At 60.0% G+C, this 17716-nt stretch carries 17 protein-coding genes; 9 read left to right on the forward strand and 8 right to left on the reverse strand.

The features are described 5' to 3' along the window. Window positions 1-225 precede the first annotated feature (225 nt). Window positions 226-885, reverse strand: a complete 660-nt coding sequence (locus VF629_RS02360) for a hypothetical protein (RefSeq protein WP_331056842.1) — start codon at window positions 883-885, stop codon at window positions 226-228. 125 nt (window positions 886-1010) lie between these two features. Between VF629_RS02360 and VF629_RS02365 the strand changes: the two genes are divergently transcribed. Next, window positions 1011-2066, forward strand: coding sequence for a lipocalin family protein (locus VF629_RS02365; RefSeq protein WP_331056843.1), 1056 nt, complete (start codon window positions 1011-1013; stop codon window positions 2064-2066). Window positions 2067-2075: 9 nt separating this feature from the next. Further along, window positions 2076-2411, forward strand: a complete 336-nt coding sequence (locus VF629_RS02370; RefSeq protein ID WP_331056844.1) for a putative immunity protein — start codon at window positions 2076-2078, stop codon at window positions 2409-2411. Between the two features lie 31 nt (window positions 2412-2442). On the opposite strand, the gene VF629_RS02375 is transcribed toward VF629_RS02370, so the two are convergent. Then, window positions 2443-3654 (reverse strand): HAMP domain-containing sensor histidine kinase, encoded by a 1212-nt coding sequence (locus tag VF629_RS02375; RefSeq protein ID WP_331056845.1) that lies wholly within the window; start codon window positions 3652-3654, stop codon window positions 2443-2445. 101 nt (window positions 3655-3755) lie between these two features. After that, window positions 3756-4748: a tRNA dihydrouridine synthase DusB gene (dusB, locus tag VF629_RS02380; RefSeq protein ID WP_331056846.1), complete on the reverse strand. Its 993-nt coding sequence runs from the start codon at window positions 4746-4748 to the stop codon at window positions 3756-3758. Window positions 4749-4988: 240 nt separating this feature from the next. Here dusB and VF629_RS02385 point away from each other — a divergent pair, with 240 nt between their 5' ends. From VF629_RS02385 to VF629_RS02405, 5 genes are all read left to right on the forward strand, one after another. Continuing rightward, on the forward strand, window positions 4989-5969 hold the full coding sequence (locus VF629_RS02385) for a CPBP family intramembrane glutamic endopeptidase (RefSeq protein WP_331056847.1): 981 nt from the start codon (window positions 4989-4991) through the stop codon (window positions 5967-5969). 136 nt (window positions 5970-6105) lie between these two features. Beyond that, entirely contained in the window at window positions 6106-7095 is a 990-nt protein-coding gene (locus VF629_RS02390; RefSeq protein WP_331056848.1) for a phosphatidate cytidylyltransferase, read from the forward strand. A gap of 140 nt (window positions 7096-7235) precedes the next feature. After that, the gene (locus VF629_RS02395) at window positions 7236-8522 is read left to right on the forward strand and encodes a Glu/Leu/Phe/Val dehydrogenase (protein WP_331056849.1); all 1287 of its coding nucleotides are present in this window, start codon (window positions 7236-7238) and stop codon (window positions 8520-8522) included. 179 nt (window positions 8523-8701) lie between these two features. Further along, window positions 8702-9364, forward strand: coding sequence for a phosphatidylserine decarboxylase family protein (locus VF629_RS02400; RefSeq protein WP_331056850.1), 663 nt, complete (start codon window positions 8702-8704; stop codon window positions 9362-9364). 147 nt (window positions 9365-9511) lie between these two features. Then, complete coding sequence (locus VF629_RS02405; protein WP_331056851.1) at window positions 9512-9913, forward strand: GxxExxY protein; 402 nt, start codon at window positions 9512-9514, stop codon at window positions 9911-9913. Window positions 9914-9985: 72 nt separating this feature from the next. On the opposite strand, the gene VF629_RS02410 is transcribed toward VF629_RS02405, so the two are convergent. The 4 genes from VF629_RS02410 to ribD form a co-directional block, all read right to left on the reverse strand. Beyond that, complete coding sequence (locus VF629_RS02410) at window positions 9986-11164, reverse strand: glutathionylspermidine synthase family protein (RefSeq protein WP_331056852.1); 1179 nt, start codon at window positions 11162-11164, stop codon at window positions 9986-9988. Window positions 11165-11416: 252 nt separating this feature from the next. Continuing rightward, complete coding sequence (locus VF629_RS02415) at window positions 11417-12109, reverse strand: hypothetical protein (protein ID WP_331056853.1); 693 nt, start codon at window positions 12107-12109, stop codon at window positions 11417-11419. Between the two features lie 49 nt (window positions 12110-12158). Next, on the reverse strand, window positions 12159-12641 hold the full coding sequence (locus VF629_RS02420; RefSeq protein ID WP_331056854.1) for a GAF domain-containing protein: 483 nt from the start codon (window positions 12639-12641) through the stop codon (window positions 12159-12161). 83 nt (window positions 12642-12724) lie between these two features. Then, window positions 12725-13762, reverse strand: a complete 1038-nt coding sequence (gene ribD, locus VF629_RS02425) for a bifunctional diaminohydroxyphosphoribosylaminopyrimidine deaminase/5-amino-6-(5-phosphoribosylamino)uracil reductase RibD (RefSeq protein WP_331056855.1) — start codon at window positions 13760-13762, stop codon at window positions 12725-12727. Window positions 13763-13817: 55 nt separating this feature from the next. On the opposite strand from ribD, the gene prmC reads away from it, so the two are divergent. Next, complete coding sequence (gene prmC / locus VF629_RS02430; protein ID WP_331056856.1) at window positions 13818-14675, forward strand: peptide chain release factor N(5)-glutamine methyltransferase; 858 nt, start codon at window positions 13818-13820, stop codon at window positions 14673-14675. Between the two features lie 248 nt (window positions 14676-14923). Beyond that, window positions 14924-16618, forward strand: a complete 1695-nt coding sequence (locus tag VF629_RS02435) for a catalase (protein WP_331056857.1) — start codon at window positions 14924-14926, stop codon at window positions 16616-16618. An 83-nt stretch (window positions 16619-16701) separates the two neighbouring features. On the opposite strand, the gene VF629_RS02440 is transcribed toward VF629_RS02435, so the two are convergent. Further along, window positions 16702-17700: a glycosyltransferase family 2 protein gene (locus VF629_RS02440; protein ID WP_331056858.1), complete on the reverse strand. Its 999-nt coding sequence runs from the start codon at window positions 17698-17700 to the stop codon at window positions 16702-16704. Window positions 17701-17716: the final 16 nt, after the last annotated feature.

The following is a 17716-nucleotide window of genomic DNA, read 5'->3' on the forward strand; positions in this document are numbered from 1 at the left end:
TGAATATTCGGTTTCGTAAAATGGTTGTGCAGCCTGCGCTTTACACCATGAATTTTCCGCCATTACTTTAGAAGCATAGCTTACCAACCCAGCATTTCCATTCCTCGGCCCTGTTCCCAGCCTTGGGACTCGATGACGCCCACCGCGCAAGGGCGCCACTGTGCAGCCCTGCGCCACCGAAGTAATGGACTTTACGCGCATGACCGAGGCAGAGGGGCGACCATGCTAAAACGTGTAGTCCAAAGAAAGAAGCCCGTGGGGTAATGAACTGGGATTGGGGCCCATGTACCAATCGTTTTCATCGGTTTCGCCCAAAAATCCAGTTTGGGGTTGATAGATGTTTGCATCATAGGTAGGCTGGGGGCGGTGCTGAAACCGAACGCCTAGAAGCGCATTTACCAACAGCCGGCCCTGAGCTAGTTGACGAAGCAACGGCGTGCGGTAACCAAACCCAAAGCCTGCGCCACCACTCGTCGCCCGATAGTCAAAATTGTATGGCTGACGGGTTTTTGTGTCAGCCAGGTGAATTTCCTGAACGCAGTTGAGTACGCTTGCCTGCGCCTGAACATAAAACCCCGTTGGAAATTGTTGGCTTAGAAAGCGGCGGTAGAACCCCGTGATTTGCCACCCTTCGTTGACTCCAACATTTCCGTAGTAATAGCTTCCCAGCACTCCAAACGAGTTGCGAGCACCTGCCCGACGTTCGTACCCAAGCTGCGTTTTGTAAAAAAGCTCAGCGGGCGACAAAGAAAAAATGTGGGATGGAGACGTCGCCTTGGGCTCGGTGGTTTGTGCCAACATAACGTTCGGTAACAAAACCATTGCCAGCATGAAACCGGCAAGTCTTAGGCCACGAGCGTAGCACCGTTGAATGGTAGGACTCATGCAGCAAATGACGCTGTTATGCGAGCACGAGCGCAACTAAAAAGTAGATATAAAAGGACTTTACAGCGGCCTCAATAAAGACATCTTCTCAAACCTTTCCCCTCCTAAAAGCCTTGTGAGGGCGTATGAGATTCTTGCGCTTCACTCTGCTGCTGGCCCTTGCCTCGGCCTGCTCCATCCTTAAGCCCACTACCAAAAACGACGTTTTTCCCGGCCGGGCCCAGCTGCCGCAGGAGGAAGCGCCGCACGTGAAAAACTCCCTGGAGTGGTGGTACTTCACTGGCCACTTAAAGGACGTTGCAACCGGCGAAGCTTTCGGCGTGGAGTACGTTTTTTTCCACTTCAGCCCCGACGGCAAGCAGGACTACCAGATGGTGAACTTCGCCCTCACGGACCCGCAAACCCAGGACTTTAAGTACGACTACCAGATGGGCAAGCTGGCCGCGCCGCTCACCGCGGCCCTGCCCATCAACCTGACCGAGCAGAAAGGCCCCCAAACCTGGACCCTCACCGGCCAGGAGGGCCGCTACCAGCTCCAGGCCCGCATGGCGGCCCACACGGGCCAGGCCATCAAGCTCAGCACCACGCCCACCAAGCCCGTGCTGCTGCACGGCGGCACCGGCTACGAGAAATACGGCGACGTGGCGCAGGCCGGCTACTACAGCTACCCGCGCCTGGCGGCTACGGGCACCATCGAAGTGGGTGGCAAAACGCACCAGGTCACCGGCGATTTGTGGTACGACCGGCAGTGGAACTGCGGCAGCGTGAACAAGCGCAACGTGGCCTGGGACTGGCTGAGCCTGCAGCTCAACGAGCCCAACGAGGAGCTGATGCTCTACACCGTGCACGACACCAAAACCGGCAAGCACATCGGCGGCGGCTCGCACTACGGGGCCCAGGGCGAAAACCTCCACCTCGCCGAATCCGATTTCAAGCTAGAGCCCGTCACGTACTGGACCAGCCCCGTCTCCAAAAAGAAGTACCCGTCTACCTGGCACCTCACCGTGCCCAGCAAAGGCTACGACCTGACCGTGACGCCCCTAGTACCTAATCAGGAATTGAACTTACGGCTATTCAAAGTGCTGAAGTTGAGCTACTGGGAGGGCATGTGCCGCGTGACGGGCACCCACAACGGCAAGCCCGTAACGGGCAACGCCTACGTGGAAATCACCAATCGGTAGTCTTGTTCCATGACGTCGGCTGCCAATACAAGCGAACACAAGCGCCTGGCGGTGTGGGCGGCGGATTGTGCGGAACGGGTTTTGGGCCTTTTTGAACAAGCTTGCCCCCACGATGACCGTCCGCGTCGGGCAGTGGCCGCTGCCCGCGCTTGGGCGCAAAACGACCTCACCGTGTCGGAGGCCCGTCAGTTTGCTTTTGCGGCCCACGCCGCCGCCCGCGATGCGCAAGACCCGGCCGCGGTAGCAGCCGCGCGGGCGGCCGGTCACGCCGCCGCCACGGTCCATGTTGCCACCCATGCTCGTTACGCCGAAGCGTATGCGCGCAAGGCATCCGCTTCCCAATGAGCTGAAATGACGCTGCCCTTGCCCGGCAGACCTACTGGTTCAGCACTACCCGGAACGTGGTGCCGCGGCCCATCTCGCTCCACTTCACGAAGAGTTTGCCCTCGTGGTAGTTCTCGATGATGCGGCGGGCGAGGGCCAGGCCCAGGCCCCAGCCGCGTTTTTTGGTGGTGAAGCCGGGCATGAACACGCTTTCGAGCTTGTTTTTGGGAATGCCCTTGCCCGTGTCGGTGATGTCGACGGCTACTTGCCGGCCGGGGGCGCCGCGCCCGTACCACGTGCGGCGCGTGCGCACCCGGCGCAGGTGCAGCGTGATGGACCCGCGCCCGTCCATGGCGTCCACCGCGTTTTTGCAGATGTTTTCGATGACCCAGTCGAACAGCGGCACGTTGATGCGGGCGGGCGTGTCCATCGGCAGGTCGGATTCAATCTTGAACACCACCTTTTTTGACACCCGGCTCTGGAGGTATTCGATGGCGTTGCGGGTGGTCAGGTACAGGTTTTCGTCCTTCAGCACCGGCACCGACCCGATGTTGCTGAATCGCTCGGTGATGATTTCCAGCCGCCGAATGTCCTTGCCCAGCTCCTCCACAATGGGTTCGTCCTTGAACCGGTCGGAGTCGCGCAGGTAGTTTTGCCAGCCCACCAAGCTGCTCAGCGGCGTGCCCAGCTGGTGGGCGGTTTCCTTGGCCAAGCCCACCCACACGCGGTTTTGCTCGGCCCGGCGGGAAGAGCTAAACGCGAAGTAGGCAATCACGGCCAAGCAGCCAATCACCACCAGTTGCACCAGCGGGTAGGTGCGGAGTTGCTGCAGCAGCTGCGAGTCGCGGTAATAGATATAGTTCACCTGCCCGCCGCCAAACTTCACCACAATGGGCTGGTGCTGCTTCTTCATGAGCAGCAGTTCGCTTTGGAGCAGCGTCACGGAGTCTTCCGGCGACATGCGGGCCGGCATATTAATGTTTTTAGCGCTGGTGATGTCCGTTCCGTTTTCGCTGAGGATGACCGGAATGGTGGCGTTGGCGCTGACTATCTCATTGAAAACGAAGAGCGTATTTGAATCCGTCTCCGAGTTGATGATGAACTCCTGCGCCTTGGCGTACAGCTGAATCTGCTGCTGCTCCCGCTCCGACACCCGCTGCACCAACACGTTGGTATAGATGACGGTGGCCGCCCCAATGAGCAGCGCCAGCACCGAAATCAGAATTTTGAGGCGGGATTTCTGGTCGTAAATCGGAAGAATCATGTAGTAGCGCGAACTTTGTAGTTCGCGTATCCGAACGACAAACGTTAAAATTGCTTGTGACGGCTTGAGGACGCGAACTACAAAGTTCGCGCTATACAGCCTTAGCCCACCATCACGGCGTCGCTGGCGGCAATTTCGGCCAGGATTTCCAGCACCACTTCCGGCGTTTCGGCGTCCACCAGGCGGGTGCGCCAGGCTTTAGCGCCTTCCAGTCCGCGGAAGTAGTGCGCGTAGTGGCGGCGCATTTCGAAGATGCCCACTTTGGGGCCTTTCCACTCAATGCTTTTGTCGAAGTGCATCTGGCACATGGCCACGCGCTCTTCCAGCGTGGGCGGGGCCAGGAGCTCGCCGTTGGCCACGTAGTGCTTGATTTCGCGGAAAACCCACGGGTAGCCGATGCTGGCCCGGCCCACCATCACGCCGTCCACGCCGTAGCGGTTCTTGTACTCCAGCGCCTTCTCGGGCGAGGTAATGTCGCCGTTGCCGAAGATGGGAATCTTGATGCGCGGGTTGTCCTTGATTTTGGCGATGAGGCGCCAGTCGGCTTCGCCTTTGTAGAGCTGCACGCGGGTGCGGCCGTGCACCGTGAGGGCGGCAATGCCGATGTCCTGCAGGCGCTCGGCTACTTCCTCCACGTTTTTGGTGCCGTCGTCCCAGCCCAGGCGGGTTTTCACCGTCACGGGCAGGTGGGTGTTTTTGATGACGGCGGCCGTCATGGCCACCATTTTCGGAATGTCGCGCAGCAGGGCCGCGCCGGCGCCGCGGCAGGCCACCTGCTTCACCGGGCAGCCGTAGTTGATGTCAATCAGGTCGGGCCCGGCCTCGGTGCTGATGGCCGCGCACTCGCCCATGGTTTCCACGTCGGACCCAAACAGCTGAATGCCAATGGGCCGCTCGTAGTCGAACACGTCCAGCTTCTTGCGGCTCTTGGCCGCCGCCCGAATCAGCCCTTCCGAGGAAATAAATTCGGTGTACATCAAGTCGGCCCCGTTGGCCTTGCACACGGCGCGGAAGGGCGGGTCGCTCACGTCCTCCATAGGAGCAAGCAGGAGCGGGAAGTCGGGAAGGGTGATGTTGGGACCGATGTTGACCACAGATTGAACGGATTTTAGCGGATTAAAACGGATTATTGGTGGTTTTGCCCCAGCGCACAGCCTGGGGTAATAATTAAGAATAGGTGCGGATTCCTAAGGATTTAACGTCATTTGCAGAACCAAAACCGAATGAGGGAAGTGTGCGGAAACGAAGCGGAACCACCAATAATCCGTTTCAATCCGTTAAAATCCGTTCAATCTGTGGTCAAATTTACGCCCTTCCGCAACTTGCTTCCCGCTATGAAAGGTTTCCTGCCCCGCACCCTCCACCCGGGGCTTCAAGTTTTGCTGCTGTTGGCCTTCATGGTAGCGGGAGCCTGCGTGGGCTACGCCATCATATTTGCCTGGGCTCAGTTGGGGTTCGGGCTCTCGGTGCCGGGAATGCAACAGGCCATGACCTACCCGGCTACTCACCCCCAAGGCTGGGGCCTGCTGATGATGGCCCAGGGCGTGCTGCTGTTTTCAGCTTGCGCGGGCGGGGCGCTGGCGCTGGCCTCGGCGCTGGGCTATGGCTGGGCCGAGTACTTCAACCCGCGGCGGCTGGGGGCGGGCTGGTGGCTGCTGGCGGTCGGGGCGCTTATCATCGTCATTTTGCCGTTCATGTCCACCCTCATTGCTTGGAACGCGGAGGCCCATTTCCCCAGCTTTCTGCACGACTTTGAGGTATGGGCCCGCAGCAGCGAAGACCGGGCGCAGGGCCTGACCAAGTTCCTCACCAAGTTCGGGTCGGTGGGCCGTTTTCTCGTGGCCGTGCTGGTCATTGCCGTGGTGCCCGCCGTGGGCGAGGAGTTGGTGTTTCGCGGCGTGATTCAGAAAAACCTGGTGCGCTGGTTTTCGCCGCACGTGGGCGTGTGGCTGGGCGCGGCCATTTTTTCGGCCATTCACTTTCAGTTCTTTGGCTTTGTGCCGCGCTTTGTGCTGGGCCTGGTGCTGGGGTATTTGTACCTCTGGAGCGGCAATATCCTGGTGTCGATGGCCGCGCACTTTGTGCAAAACGCCTTTCAGCTGCTCATACTCTACCTCACGCAGCGCGGCCAGTTCGGCTGGGGCTTCGACCCCGACTCTAACGACGCCATGCCGTGGTGGCTGGCGTTGCCCTCGGCCCTGCTGTCGGCCGGCCTGCTCTACTTTCTGTACCGCCAGATGACCGCCTCGCCCACACCCACCCAAATGCTTACCCTGAGCAGCGACGGCGTGGCCACGCGCAGCCGAGAAGCATAATTGCCTCTTTGCGTTGAACCGCAACGTTGCCCGGCCGTAACCGTTCTGTCTCTGCGCAATTCCAACAACCTCAGCAACCAAAGGTCAGCGAAGCCAACAGTGAGCCACAAGGTTGCCTCTTCATAATTCCCCCAACTTGTCCAATTCTACGCCTCCGAACACTCCCGTTCTAACCGAGCAGCCCGAGGCCAAACCAGGCCCGAGCAACCTGCAGCAACGGGTTATTTACGCCTCCATCGGGGCGGCCATGCTGCTGGGCAGCGTGTGGTATAGCTCGTGGACATTCGGGCTATTCTTTGCAGCAGTGCAAGTGAAAATGCTGCTGGAATTCTACCGCATGATGCGGGCAGACGGGACAAAGCCGGCGAAGTGGATTGGGGTAGCGGCAGGAGTGATAGTTTTTGGATTGGTATATTCCATCACGCATGGCTTCCAGCAATCCCCCGACCTATTCGGCTATCGCCAAGGGGCGACAGTGTATCCTGCTTTAACGGGCGTGTCGGAAGAAACGCCGATGTCACTTTGGCTCGTGAGTGCAGGCGGGGCTGCCTATGGCTGGCTGGTATTTGGGGCCATGCTCTTCGTAGTGTTGGTGCTAAAGGAAATCGTTGGATGGCCGAACAACGGCCGTCCATTCGCTAATATCGGTGCGACGCTCGCAGGACTGTTCTACGTGAGCATGCCTATTAGCTTTTTCAACACGGTAGCCCTCGGCCCTACTGGTTACGATTACCGCCGCATTTTCGGCCTCCTCTTCCTCGTTTGGGCGTCTGACATCGGCGCGTACGCCGCTGGCAAAACCTTCGGCAAGCACAAGCTGGCCCCTAGCATTTCGCCCGGCAAAACCTGGGAAGGCTGGGCCGGTGGCTTTTTGTTGACGCTTGCCATGGGCTGGGGCCTGAGCTTGATGATGCCAGATGTGCCCCTGACGCACCGCCTGATAGCGGCCGGCGTAGTGGCCATCTTCGGCCCCATCGGCGACCTGGCCGAGTCCATGCTCAAGCGCAGCGTGGGCGTGAAGGATTCGGGCACTATGATGCCCGGCCACGGCGGGTTGCTGGACCGGTTCGACGCGTTTCTGTTGGTGCTGCCGGTGCTGGCGCTGCTGCAATTGCTGGCAGGGTAGGAGCAGGAGCGGCGGCACAGGTTGGGTCGCAAACGTTTGTGGAAAAGAGGCGCGTCATCTTGGCAAAAGCAATACCTTTGCGGCCCTCAACCGTACCCACACTCCCACCCAACCCTTTCTTTAACCAACCCCCATCCCGAATGGCAGCCCAAACCGTGTATAAAGAGCCCGCGCCCTTATTAGACCGCGAAAACCCGCTCGAATCCATGATGTCGCGTTTCAACATCGCGGCCGAAATCCTTGGCCTTGACGACGCGACCTACGACGTTCTGAAAGCCCCCGACAAGCAGGTTATCGTCAACATCCCCGTGACGATGGACGACGGCAAAATCCACGTCTTCGAAGGGTACCGCGTGATTCACAACACCATCCTGGGCCCCAGCAAAGGCGGCATTCGCTACGACAAAAACGTACACCTCGACGAGGTGAAGGCCTTGGCGGCCTGGATGACCTGGAAGTGCGCCGTGGTCGACATCCCCTACGGAGGTGCCAAAGGCGGCATCATCTGCGACCCCACCACCATGAGCGCCGGCGAAATTGAGCGCATGACCCGCGGCTACACGCTGGCCCTGAAAGACGTGTTCGGCCCCGACCGCGACATTCCGGCCCCCGACATGGGCACGGGCCCCCGCGAAATGGCGTGGCTGATGGACGAATTCTCCAAAACCAACGGCATGACTTCGCCCGCTGTCGTGACGGGCAAGCCCCTGGTAATGGGCGGCTCGCTGGGCCGCACCGAGGCCACCGGCCGCGGCGTGATGGTCTCGACCCTGGCCGCGCTGAAGAAGCTGGGCCTGGACCCCAACGAGGTGTCGGCGGCGGTGCAGGGCTTTGGCAACGTGGGCTCCTGGGCCGCGATTCTGCTGCACGCCCAGGGCGTAAAAATCAAAGGCGTTTCCGACATCTCGGGCGCTTACTGGAACGACAACGGCATCAACATCGACGACGCCATTGCCTATAAAAACGCCCACAACGGCCGCCTGGAAGGCTTTACCGGCGCCACGCCCATGGACCCCAACGAGCTGCTGACGTCCAACGTCGACGTCATCGTGCCCGCCGCCGTGGAGGACGTCATCACCGAACACAACGCCCACGACATCAAAGCCAAGTTGATTGTGGAAGGCGCCAACGGCCCCACGTCGGCCTCGGCCGACCCGATTATCAACGAGAAGGGCATCATGGTGGTGCCGGACATCCTGGCCAACTCGGGCGGCGTGACGGTTTCCTATTTCGAGTGGGTGCAGAACAAGCAGGGCTTCAAGTGGAGCTTGGATATGGTGACCGAGCGCGCCGACCGCATCATGTCCGACGCGTTTGAGAAAGTGTACCAAACCAGCCAGAAATACAAGATTCCGATGCGCATCGCGGCCTACGTCGTGGCCATCGACAAAGTCGCGCAGACCTACAAGTTCCGCGGCGGTTTCTAAGCTCAACCACGCAATCCACTAGCGCCTTATGGTGCGTTAATGAAATTGACGGCAGCCCCAAGCCAAAGTTTCGGGCTCCGGGAGAACATCCGGCCCACTTTGCCCGTTGCGGTAAAGTGGGCCGTTGTTTAAAAAAGGGCTTTAACTTGCGCCCTTGGCGGCCTGTTTCGCACATTCAGATGAAGATTCATAAAGAAGGAAGACGAATCCTGTTCGTTACGCTGCTAGTGTTGCTAGCGCTCAACTTGCTGGTATTTAATTTTAACAAGGGCAATGACTTGGTTAACCGGCTGTTTGCTGGGGCTACGGTCATCATCTTTCTGTTAATTCTGCAGTTCTTCCGGAGCCCATTCCGCCACCTTTTCACCCACGAAGACTTGCTGCTGGCGCCCGCCGACGGCAAGGTGGTGGTGATTGAAAACGTGCACGAGCCCGAGTATTTCGACGACGAGCGCAAGCAAATCAGCATTTTCATGTCGCCCATCAACGTGCACGTGACGCGCAACCCCATTTCGGGCCTCGTGAAATACTTTAAGTACCATCCCGGCAACTACCTGGTGGCCTGGCACCCCAAAAGCAGCACTCAAAACGAGCGCACCACCGTGGTGGTGGAAAGCGACGCGGGCCCCTTGGTGCTCTTCCGGCAGATTGCCGGCGCCATGGCCCGCCGCATTGTGTGGTACGTGAACGAAGGCGACGAAGTGAGCCAGGGCGAAGAGTTCGGCTTCATCAAATTCGGTTCGCGCGTGGACGTTTTCGTGCCCATCGACACAGAGGTAAAAGTGGAATTGGGCCAGAAAGTAAAAGGGGGCGAAACCGTTATTTGCCAGTTGAAGGTCTGAACCGCAGATTTTCGCCGATTTAACGGATAAGGATGGATTCGTTGCCAGATTTGCGTGTCCGGTTCGTGGAATGCGTTAGCTTCAAAGCGGTAAGCGCCTACTTCGAACAACTGCTTACTTCACAGTTGCTGCGTCGGTTCATTGAGTATGGAGAAAACACCTGTAAATCTTGATGCGTACCGTGAGCTAACTGGTAAAGTTATTGGGTGCGCAATGCAAGTGCATCGGGTGCTTGGTACAGGTTTTCAGGAAGTTATTTACCAGCGTGCGCTAGCTATTGAATTGGAGCAATGCGGCGTAGTGGCTCAGCGGGAACTTGAAATGCCTATTTATTATCGGCAAAAGGAAATAGGCTCCCGCCGCGTTGATTTCCTGGTTGAAGAAACGGTCTTGGTAGAATTAAAGGCACTGAGTGCTCTAAATGAAGCACACCACGCCCAAATCATCAATTATCTGGAGGCATACCGCCTACCCATTGGCTTGCTCATCAATTTTGGCGCTTCGTCGCTAGAGTTCAAGCGCTTCGTTAAAACGCGCCCAATTTATTAGGCCCACAAACACAAAAAAGAACAGACCCATTAGAATCCGTTCTTATCCGTTAAATCGGCGAAAATCTGCGGTTCAGACCAATACATGCGGCACGAATTCCGATAAATTGGTAATAAGCCCAGCCTCGCGCCGGAAGCCGATGGCGCAAGCCTCGCCAGCCCAGAACACGCCGGCCTGATAGCGGCGGCCCTGCGCATCGGTCGGTAGTTCGGCCCAGCGCTGGTACACCTGGGGCTGCTGTCCGAACTCGCCGGGGACTTCGGTCGCGGTGTGGCCGTTGGGCTCGATTTCGGCCACGTTCTGGCCTTCGCGGCCAAACAAGGGCTTGCGCACGTGGTGGCCCGTCAGGGGTTGAAAGCTGCTCTCGAGCAGCAGCGGATGGTGCGGAAAGGCTTCCCACAGTACCGGCAGCAGCGCCTTGCTTTGGAACAGCAGCGCGTAGGCCGGGTTGGCAATCACCACGTCGCGGGTGCGCAGCAGCTGGGTGAAGTCGGCGGTGAGCTCGGGTTCTTCTTCGGCCAGAATTTCCCAGGGTACCAGCTTGAAGAGGAAGTCAAACTTCTGCCACTGGCCGGGCACGGTTTCGGCCCACACGCCCCGGTCGGCGCCATCGAGCGATACTTTCATGTCGTCGACGGGACACGTGTAGATGTCGGCGAAGCCGGCGGCACCGGCGGCTTCGGCCAGTACGGCGCAGTTGGCCTCGTCCTCGGCGCTGGCGGGCAAATACACCAGCAGCAGCGTGGCCTGCCGGTCTTGGTTAAGCCCGCGCCAGTGCCGGAATTGGTCTTCCAGGCATTCAAACAGGCCATTGGCCTGTCGGTCGTCATCGGCCTGGCCGGCGGCTACCAGGCTGGCCCATTGTACCACGGCGGTTTCGGGCAAGCTGGTGGCGGTGTCGGCATTGAATTCCAACAGCTTGGCGCCATCTGGCGTCAGCGCCAGGTCGAAGCGGCCGTAGAGGTGCCAGTGGCGCTCATCATTCCAGGAGTGGCGCACGGCTTCCCACAGGTTGGTCGGGATGGCCAGCCGCTGCAAAAACTCGTCCGGAATGGGGTCCGGAATGGCTTGGACCAGCATGTCGTAGAGCGTGTCGGCGGCCTGGAGCAGCGCCTCGGCCTCGGCCTCGGTCAGCTGGACGGCTTCGCGGGCCACGTAGTTCTGGCAAGCGTCTTCAATGGCCCAGTCCCAGCCCAGAGCCTGTACCGCCGGCGACACGTCACCGGGCAGGGGAAGCAAGGAAATAGTCATTTAACAAGTAACATTCATCATTTAACAATTTCTCGATACTCAAGTCATTATCCAACTTAGGAGCCATACTATTCGGAGCTTGTAAAGGCCTTGCTAACGGCCGCATAATTTGACCTGCGGCGAACGGCACATCGGCTAGAAGGCTCTTCGCTGCGCTCAAAAGGGCACCTTTGAACATTTAAGCAGCTTCAAGCCGTGGTAGACGGAGTGAAGCAACTGTTAAATGTTAATCGATGAATGTTAACTGAATACCTAGCCCCCAAAGCCGCCTCCCCGGAAGCCGCCGCGGTTGCCAAAGCCGCTGCTACGGCCCGCCGGGGCGCTGCTGCGGACACTGGGCCGCGGCGCGGTGCGGGCCGTCGAGCGACTTTCCTGAATGCCTGCGTTAGCCGAGGCACCGCTGCCGCTGAAGCCCCGTCCGAAAAAGCCACGGCCCTGCTGGCGCTCGTTGGCCACGTTGGACCGCCAGCCCTGGTTGCGCTGCAGGACGCCGGGGTTGGAATAGAAGCCGGGGTTGGGCGTGAGGAAACGGCCCGCCATGTAGCCGATGCTGCTCCACATCAGCACGTTCATCAGGGTGCTGCTCTGGGCGTGGTTTTCGGGGTTTTGGCGGCTGTATTCCTGCATCTGGCGTTGCAGCGCCTGGCCTTGCAGGGTGTCGACTTTCCCATCAAAATGGTGCAGTACGGCGGCTACCTCCTCTTTGCCGGCGGGGCGCTCGGCCGTGATTTTCCACTCGTTGGGCTTCACCTCGGTCATTTCCGTGATGACGCCCTGGCTGTAGGTTTCGCCGCCCCAGCCGCCTTCGGCGCCGCTTTCCTGGGTGCGGTTTTCGGCGGTGTCGTTGGAAGAGCAAGCCGGCATGGCCAGGCCCAGGCTGCTGGCCGCAGCCATCAGCAGCACGTTGCGGCGCCAGTCGCCAAGGAGGTGAAAATGCTTTTTCATGGGAGGGACGGGGTGGGAAGTTGCTTTTTTTAAGGTACAGGCCGCTGCGCTAAAACCAGCGCGCCGCCAGCTGCATCAGCTGTTCAAGCGCGGCTTGGTCGTCGTGGTCGAAGTCGTTGAGCTGGTCGCTGTCGACGTCGAGCACCGCCAGCACTTGACCATCTTTCATAATGGGCACTACAATCTCCGATTTTGACTCTGAGCTGCAGGCAATGTGGCCCGGAAACGCTTCCACATCGGGCACCAGCAGGGTGGTGGCCTGCGCCCAACTGGCGCCGCACACGCCCTTGCCGTGCCGAATGCGCGTGCAGGCGATGGGCCCCTGGAAAGGCCCCAGCACCAGCTCATCGCCTTTCACTAGGTAAAAGCCAACCCAGAAAAACCCGAACGCCTGGCGCAGGGCCGCGGCCGTGTTGGCCAGGTTGGCGGTGAGGTCGGGTTCGCCGGTGGTGAGGGCTTCGATTTGGGGCAGCAGCTGCTCGTATTGTTCGGCTTTGGTGAGCGTGGTGTCGAGGGCAAGGGTTTCGGCCATGGGGTAGCGCGGCCTTTTAGTCCGCGAGTAGAGTTAAACAAAAATTTTGAAAAGGCAGTGCCTCCGCGGACTAAAAGTCCGCGCTACTTGTCGTTCACGTACCAGAACAACTCGTCGGGCCCCACGTTTGTGCGGGTGCGCAAGCCCGAGTGACCCAGGCGCGGGGCCGCAATGCCCTGGCCCAGCCGCATGGGCGAGCGAAACACCCGGATTTCGTCCCACAGCCCGGCGTGCAGCAACGCATTGAGCACCGTGGGGCCGCCCTCCACGAACACGGATTGAATCTGGCGTTGGTAGAGGTCGGCAAGGACTTGCGGGATGAGGTCGTCGGCTTCCGATAGCATCACGTGGTCAAGATTGGTCACGTGGCAAGGCTGCCGGTAGGTGTAGAGCAGGGTGGGCTGCGAGCCGTCGAGCAGGTGGTGGGTGGGCGGCAAACACAGGTTCTTGTCGATGACCAAGCGGGTGGGCTGCGGGCCGGGCCAGTCGCGCACGTTCAGGCGGGGGTTGTCGTGCAGGGCGGTGCGCGTGCCCACCAAAATGGCCTGTTCCTCGGCCCGCCACTGGTGGGTGAGCAAGCCCGCCTGGGGCGAGCTGATTTGCACCGATTGAAAGTAGCGCCCGGCCAGGAAGCCATCCGCCGTCTCGGCCCACTTGAGCACCAGGTAAGGCCGCTTCTTTTCGTGAAACGTGAAAAACCGGCGGTTCAGCCAACGCCCCTCGGGGGCCAGTAGGCCGGTTTCGACGTGCACGCCGGCTGCGCGCAGCTTTTCCAGGCCGCGGCCCGCTACCAGCGGAAAGGAGTCGTCGTTGCAGATGACGACTTCGGGCACGCCTTTTTCGATGAGCAAGTCGGCACAGGGCGGGGTTTTGCCGTGGTGAGCGCAGGGTTCCAGCGTCACGTACACGCGGCTCTGGCGGAGCAGGTCCTGGTCGGCCACGGCTGCCAGCGCGTTTACTTCGGCGTGGGGGCCGCCGTAGTGCCGGTGCCAGCCCTCGCCAATGATGCGGCCCTGGTGCGTTACCACGCAGCCAACCAGGGGGTTGGGCCGCGCGTAGCCGGTGCCTTGGTGCGCCAAATCCAGGGCGCGGCGCATGAAAGTGGCGTCATCGATTTTCATGGACGCGAAGGTAGGGGGCAGACCGTAGCTGCGCCGGCCAACTACCTTTGTCGCAATGACCGTCCGTGAATTTACTGCTACCCTGGCTTCGGCCCTGCATCCCACCTACCCCGAGCGCGAAGCCGAAGCCATTGCCACCCTGGTTGTAGAGCACTTGCTGGACATGGACGCCCTGCAACGCATGATGGACGCCCAGGAGCTGGTGCCCGACGAAGCCCAGGCCGCGCTGGTGCCGCTCCGCGAGCGTCTGCTGGCTCACGAGCCGGTGCAGTACGTACTGGGCACGGCCTACTTCGACAGCATGGACCTGGAAGTGACGCCAGCCACCCTCATTCCCCGCCCGGAGACGGAGGAGTTGGTCCGCGTCATCACCAACGAACAGGGAATGACTCCAGGCCGGCGCGTGCTGGACGTGGGCACCGGTACCGGCTGCCTGGCCCTGGCGCTGGCCCGGGCTCTGCCTAACGCCCGCGTGCTGGCCGTGGACATTTCCGCCGAAGCGCTGGCGGTGGCCCGCCGCAACGCCCGGCGCCACGCGCCCGCGGTGGAGTTTCAGCAAGTCGACATTTTACAGGACACGCCCGCGGGCCTCGAACCCGGCAGCCTGGACGTGCTGGTGAGCAACCCGCCCTACGTGCGCGAAAGCGAACGGCCCCTGATGCGCGACAACGTGCTGGCCTGGGAGCCGGCCACGGCCCTGTTTGTGCCCGACGAAGACCCGCTGGTTTTCTACCGGCGCCTGTGCGCGCTGGGCGCCGAGCTGCTGGCACCGGGCGGCGGCCTTTACCTGGAAATTAACGAAGCCCTGGGGCCGGAAACCGCGGAGCTACTCAAAAGCCACGGCTTTGACAACGTGCAAGTCCTGCCCGACATGTTTGGCAAGGCCCGCATGGTGCGCGGCACCCGCGCATAAGTCACGGATATAAGCCGGCAAGCGGCTTCCCAAAACGGCGTGCCGGACGAGCGCGACGGCTCCTGGTTACGCCCTATTTGCATGGGATTTAGGCAGTGCACGGCTGTGGTAATGAAAGGCCATTAGCGGCCGAGCTAAACGCCTTTCTTGATGCCTGTATAACCAAAATCAATGAACACGCCCTTTGGTTTTGCCGTTAATTGCGCAGCAAACGCAATTATTCTTTCCACTCTTTCAATCATTTTCACATGAGCCAAGAGCAAGAGCCAACGGGCAGCCACACGCCCGCCGATGGCACCGGCACTGCGGTGAACGGAACCGGTAGTTCGCACGACGGCCGCCTGGCCGCCGACGAGAACGCCCAGACCCTGACCACCCGCCAGGGCCACCCCGTCTACGACAATCAGAACTCGCGCACCGTGGGCAACCGCGGTCCTGTCACGCTGGAAAACTACCAGCTGCTCGAAAAAATCAGCCACTTCGACCGCGAGCGGATTCCCGAGCGCGTGGTGCACGCGCGCGGCGCTGGCGCCCACGGGGTGTTCGAAGCCTACGGCAAAGTGGGCGATGAGCCCATTGAGAAGTACACCCGCGCCAAGCTGTTTAACACGCCGGGCAAGCAGACGCCGGTATTTGTGCGCTTTTCGAGCGTGATTCACGGGGGCCACTCGCCCGAAACGCTGCGCGACCCGCGGGGCTTCGCGGTAAAGTTCTACACCGAGGATGGCAACTGGGACCTGGTGGGCAATAACTTGAAGGTGTTCTTCATCCGCGACGCCCTCAAGTTTCCGGACATGGTGCACTCGCTGAAGCCCGACCCGGTGACCAACCGCCAGGACGGCGGCCGCATCTTTGACTTCATGAGCAACACGCCGGAGTCGGTGCACATGCTCACGTTCCTGTTTTCGCCCTGGGGCATTCCGGCCAACTACCGCCAGATGCAGGGCTCCGGCGTGAACACTTACAAATGGGTGAACAAAGAAGGCGTGGGCGTGCTGGTGAAATACCACTGGGAGCCCTTGCAGGGCATCAAAAACCTGACTCAGCCCGAAGCCGAAGCCATTCAGGCCAAGAACTTCAACCACGCCACCGAGGACCTGTTCGAAGCCATTGAGGCCGGCAACTTCCCCCAGTGGGAGTTGCGCGTGCAGATAATGGAAGACGGCGAGCACCCCGAGTTGGACTTCGACCCGCTCGACGACACCAAGCTTTGGCCCGATGACCAATTCCCGCAGCTGCCCGTGGGCAAGATGACCCTGAACCGCAACCCCGAAAACTACTTCGCCGAGGTAGAGCAGGTGGCTTTCGGCACGGGTGTGCTGGTGGACGGCCTCGACTTCTCCGACGATAAGATGCTGCAAGGCCGCACGTTCTCGTACTCCGATACGCAGCGCTACCGGGTGGGCACCAACTACTTACAGCTGCCCATTAACGCGCCCAAAAAGCACGTGGCCACCAACCAGCGCGACGGCCAGATGACCTACCACGTGGACGCCGCCCCCAACCAGAACCCCCACGTGAACTACGAGCCCAGCTCGCTCAACGGCCTCACCGAAAGCCCCCGTGCCGGGGCCGAACACGAGCCGATGTACCAGGCCCGCCTCGTGCGTCAGAAAGTGGACCGCCACGGCGACGTCGACTTCAAACAAGCCGGCGAGCGCTGGAACCTGCACGAAGAGTGGGAAAAGGAAGACCTCATCAACAACCTGACCGACGCGCTGAGCGCTGCGATTCCGGAAGTGCAAAACCGCATGGTGGAGCTGTTCACGCGGTGCGACGCCGAGTACGGCCGCCGCTTGCGCGAAAGCCTCGAAAACGTGGCCAAGAACCCCAGCGCGGCCAGTAGCCGCTACATGGGCGGCCGCGCGCGCAATTCCAACGGCAAGGACGCCCAAGCCGTGCGCCAAGCCGAGGAGATGGCGCACGACGCCAAACCTTATTAGCCTGGCATGACCACCACGAAAAAGGGCGTCCCGCAACGGACGCCCTTTTTTGGGTCATACAGCCAGCGGAAAGGGCGCTGGAATTACGGAACCGGGCTCTTGGCAATTCGGGAGGAAAACCGGCGCCAATACAGGTAGGGACTCACTTTCAGGATGGTCAGAAAAACGGGCAACAGCTTGTCTTGCCGGCCATTGATTCGCAGCAGGTTGGTGGACTTAATGTAGCCGCGGTATTTTTGCAAAGTGGGTTCCAGTTGGTCATACGGCAGGTCCGACGCGCTGATGGTCAGGGTCAGGTTGCGTATCCAGGTGTAGGTGAACCGCAGCAGGCTGGCGCGTAGCTCGCCGCTCACGCGGACGTCTTTTGAAAAATTCTCCTCCATTTCCCGGAAGCAGTCGGGAATGGCCTCGTAGTTTGTGAGTTGTCCCAGCTGCGCGGTGATGGAGTTCGACCGCTTCAAATAGTTGTACAGCGCCTTGGGGTGGAAGTACAGCTTCCGGGCCTCCTTCCACAGCAGGGGCTGAATGATGCTGTCTTCGTAATACACGTTCTCGGTGAACTTGATGGTGTCGAACAACGACTTGCGGTAGAGGTTCTTCCAGACATATGCCTTCTCTTTAAAAGTCAAGATGGCTTTCACGGCGGTGGCGCTGTCCACCAAGCCAACCAGTGTGGACTTCATCGGTTTAGCCGGCTGAGTCTCATTCATGAAAATGCGTAGGGCGTTGCACACTACGATGTCGGCGTCGTGTTCCTGTTGCAGGGCGGCCATTTCTTCCAACATGGTGGGCTCCACCGTGTCGTCGCTGTCGATGAACAGCACCAACTCGCCATTGGCGGCGGCCAAGCCTGTGTTCCGAGCGGCCGACAAACCCCTGTTTCTGGTGTGCTTGATGATGGTGTAAACCGGAAAGTTGTGCTGCTCCAGCAGTGCCTGCGCCAATTCTGTGGAGTTATCCGGCGAGCAGTCGTCCACCAGTATCAATTCCATGCCCTTGTAGGTCTGCGCAATAATTGACCGAATACAGCTCTCGATGTGCTGTTCCACTTTGAAAACCGGCACAATTACGCTTATTCTCATAAGGAAGAAATGGCTA

It is taken from the genome of Hymenobacter sp., from assembly GCF_036388155.1.
Classification (GTDB): Bacteria; Bacteroidota; Bacteroidia; order Cytophagales; family Hymenobacteraceae; genus Hymenobacter.

Coding starts and splice junctions, on each gene's coding strand:
- VF629_RS02360 (WP_331056842.1), bottom strand. CDS start 885: ATGAGTCCTACCATTCAACGGTGCTACGCTCGTGGCCTAAGACTTGCC.
- VF629_RS02365 (WP_331056843.1), top strand. CDS start 1,011: ATGAGATTCTTGCGCTTCACTCTGCTGCTGGCCCTTGCCTCGGCCTGC.
- VF629_RS02370 (WP_331056844.1), top strand. CDS start 2,076: ATGACGTCGGCTGCCAATACAAGCGAACACAAGCGCCTGGCGGTGTGG.
- VF629_RS02375 (WP_331056845.1), bottom strand. CDS start 3,654: ATGATTCTTCCGATTTACGACCAGAAATCCCGCCTCAAAATTCTGATT.
- VF629_RS02385 (WP_331056847.1), top strand. CDS start 4,989: ATGAAAGGTTTCCTGCCCCGCACCCTCCACCCGGGGCTTCAAGTTTTG.
- VF629_RS02395 (WP_331056849.1), top strand. CDS start 7,236: ATGGCAGCCCAAACCGTGTATAAAGAGCCCGCGCCCTTATTAGACCGC.
- VF629_RS02400 (WP_331056850.1), top strand. CDS start 8,702: ATGAAGATTCATAAAGAAGGAAGACGAATCCTGTTCGTTACGCTGCTA.
- VF629_RS02405 (WP_331056851.1), top strand. CDS start 9,512: ATGGAGAAAACACCTGTAAATCTTGATGCGTACCGTGAGCTAACTGGT.
- VF629_RS02410 (WP_331056852.1), bottom strand. CDS start 11,164: ATGACTATTTCCTTGCTTCCCCTGCCCGGTGACGTGTCGCCGGCGGTA.
- VF629_RS02415 (WP_331056853.1), bottom strand. CDS start 12,109: ATGAAAAAGCATTTTCACCTCCTTGGCGACTGGCGCCGCAACGTGCTG.
- VF629_RS02420 (WP_331056854.1), bottom strand. CDS start 12,641: ATGGCCGAAACCCTTGCCCTCGACACCACGCTCACCAAAGCCGAACAA.
- ribD (WP_331056855.1), bottom strand. CDS start 13,762: ATGAAAATCGATGACGCCACTTTCATGCGCCGCGCCCTGGATTTGGCG.
- prmC (WP_331056856.1), top strand. CDS start 13,818: ATGACCGTCCGTGAATTTACTGCTACCCTGGCTTCGGCCCTGCATCCC.
- VF629_RS02435 (WP_331056857.1), top strand. CDS start 14,924: ATGAGCCAAGAGCAAGAGCCAACGGGCAGCCACACGCCCGCCGATGGC.
- VF629_RS02440 (WP_331056858.1), bottom strand. CDS start 17,700: ATGAGAATAAGCGTAATTGTGCCGGTTTTCAAAGTGGAACAGCACATC.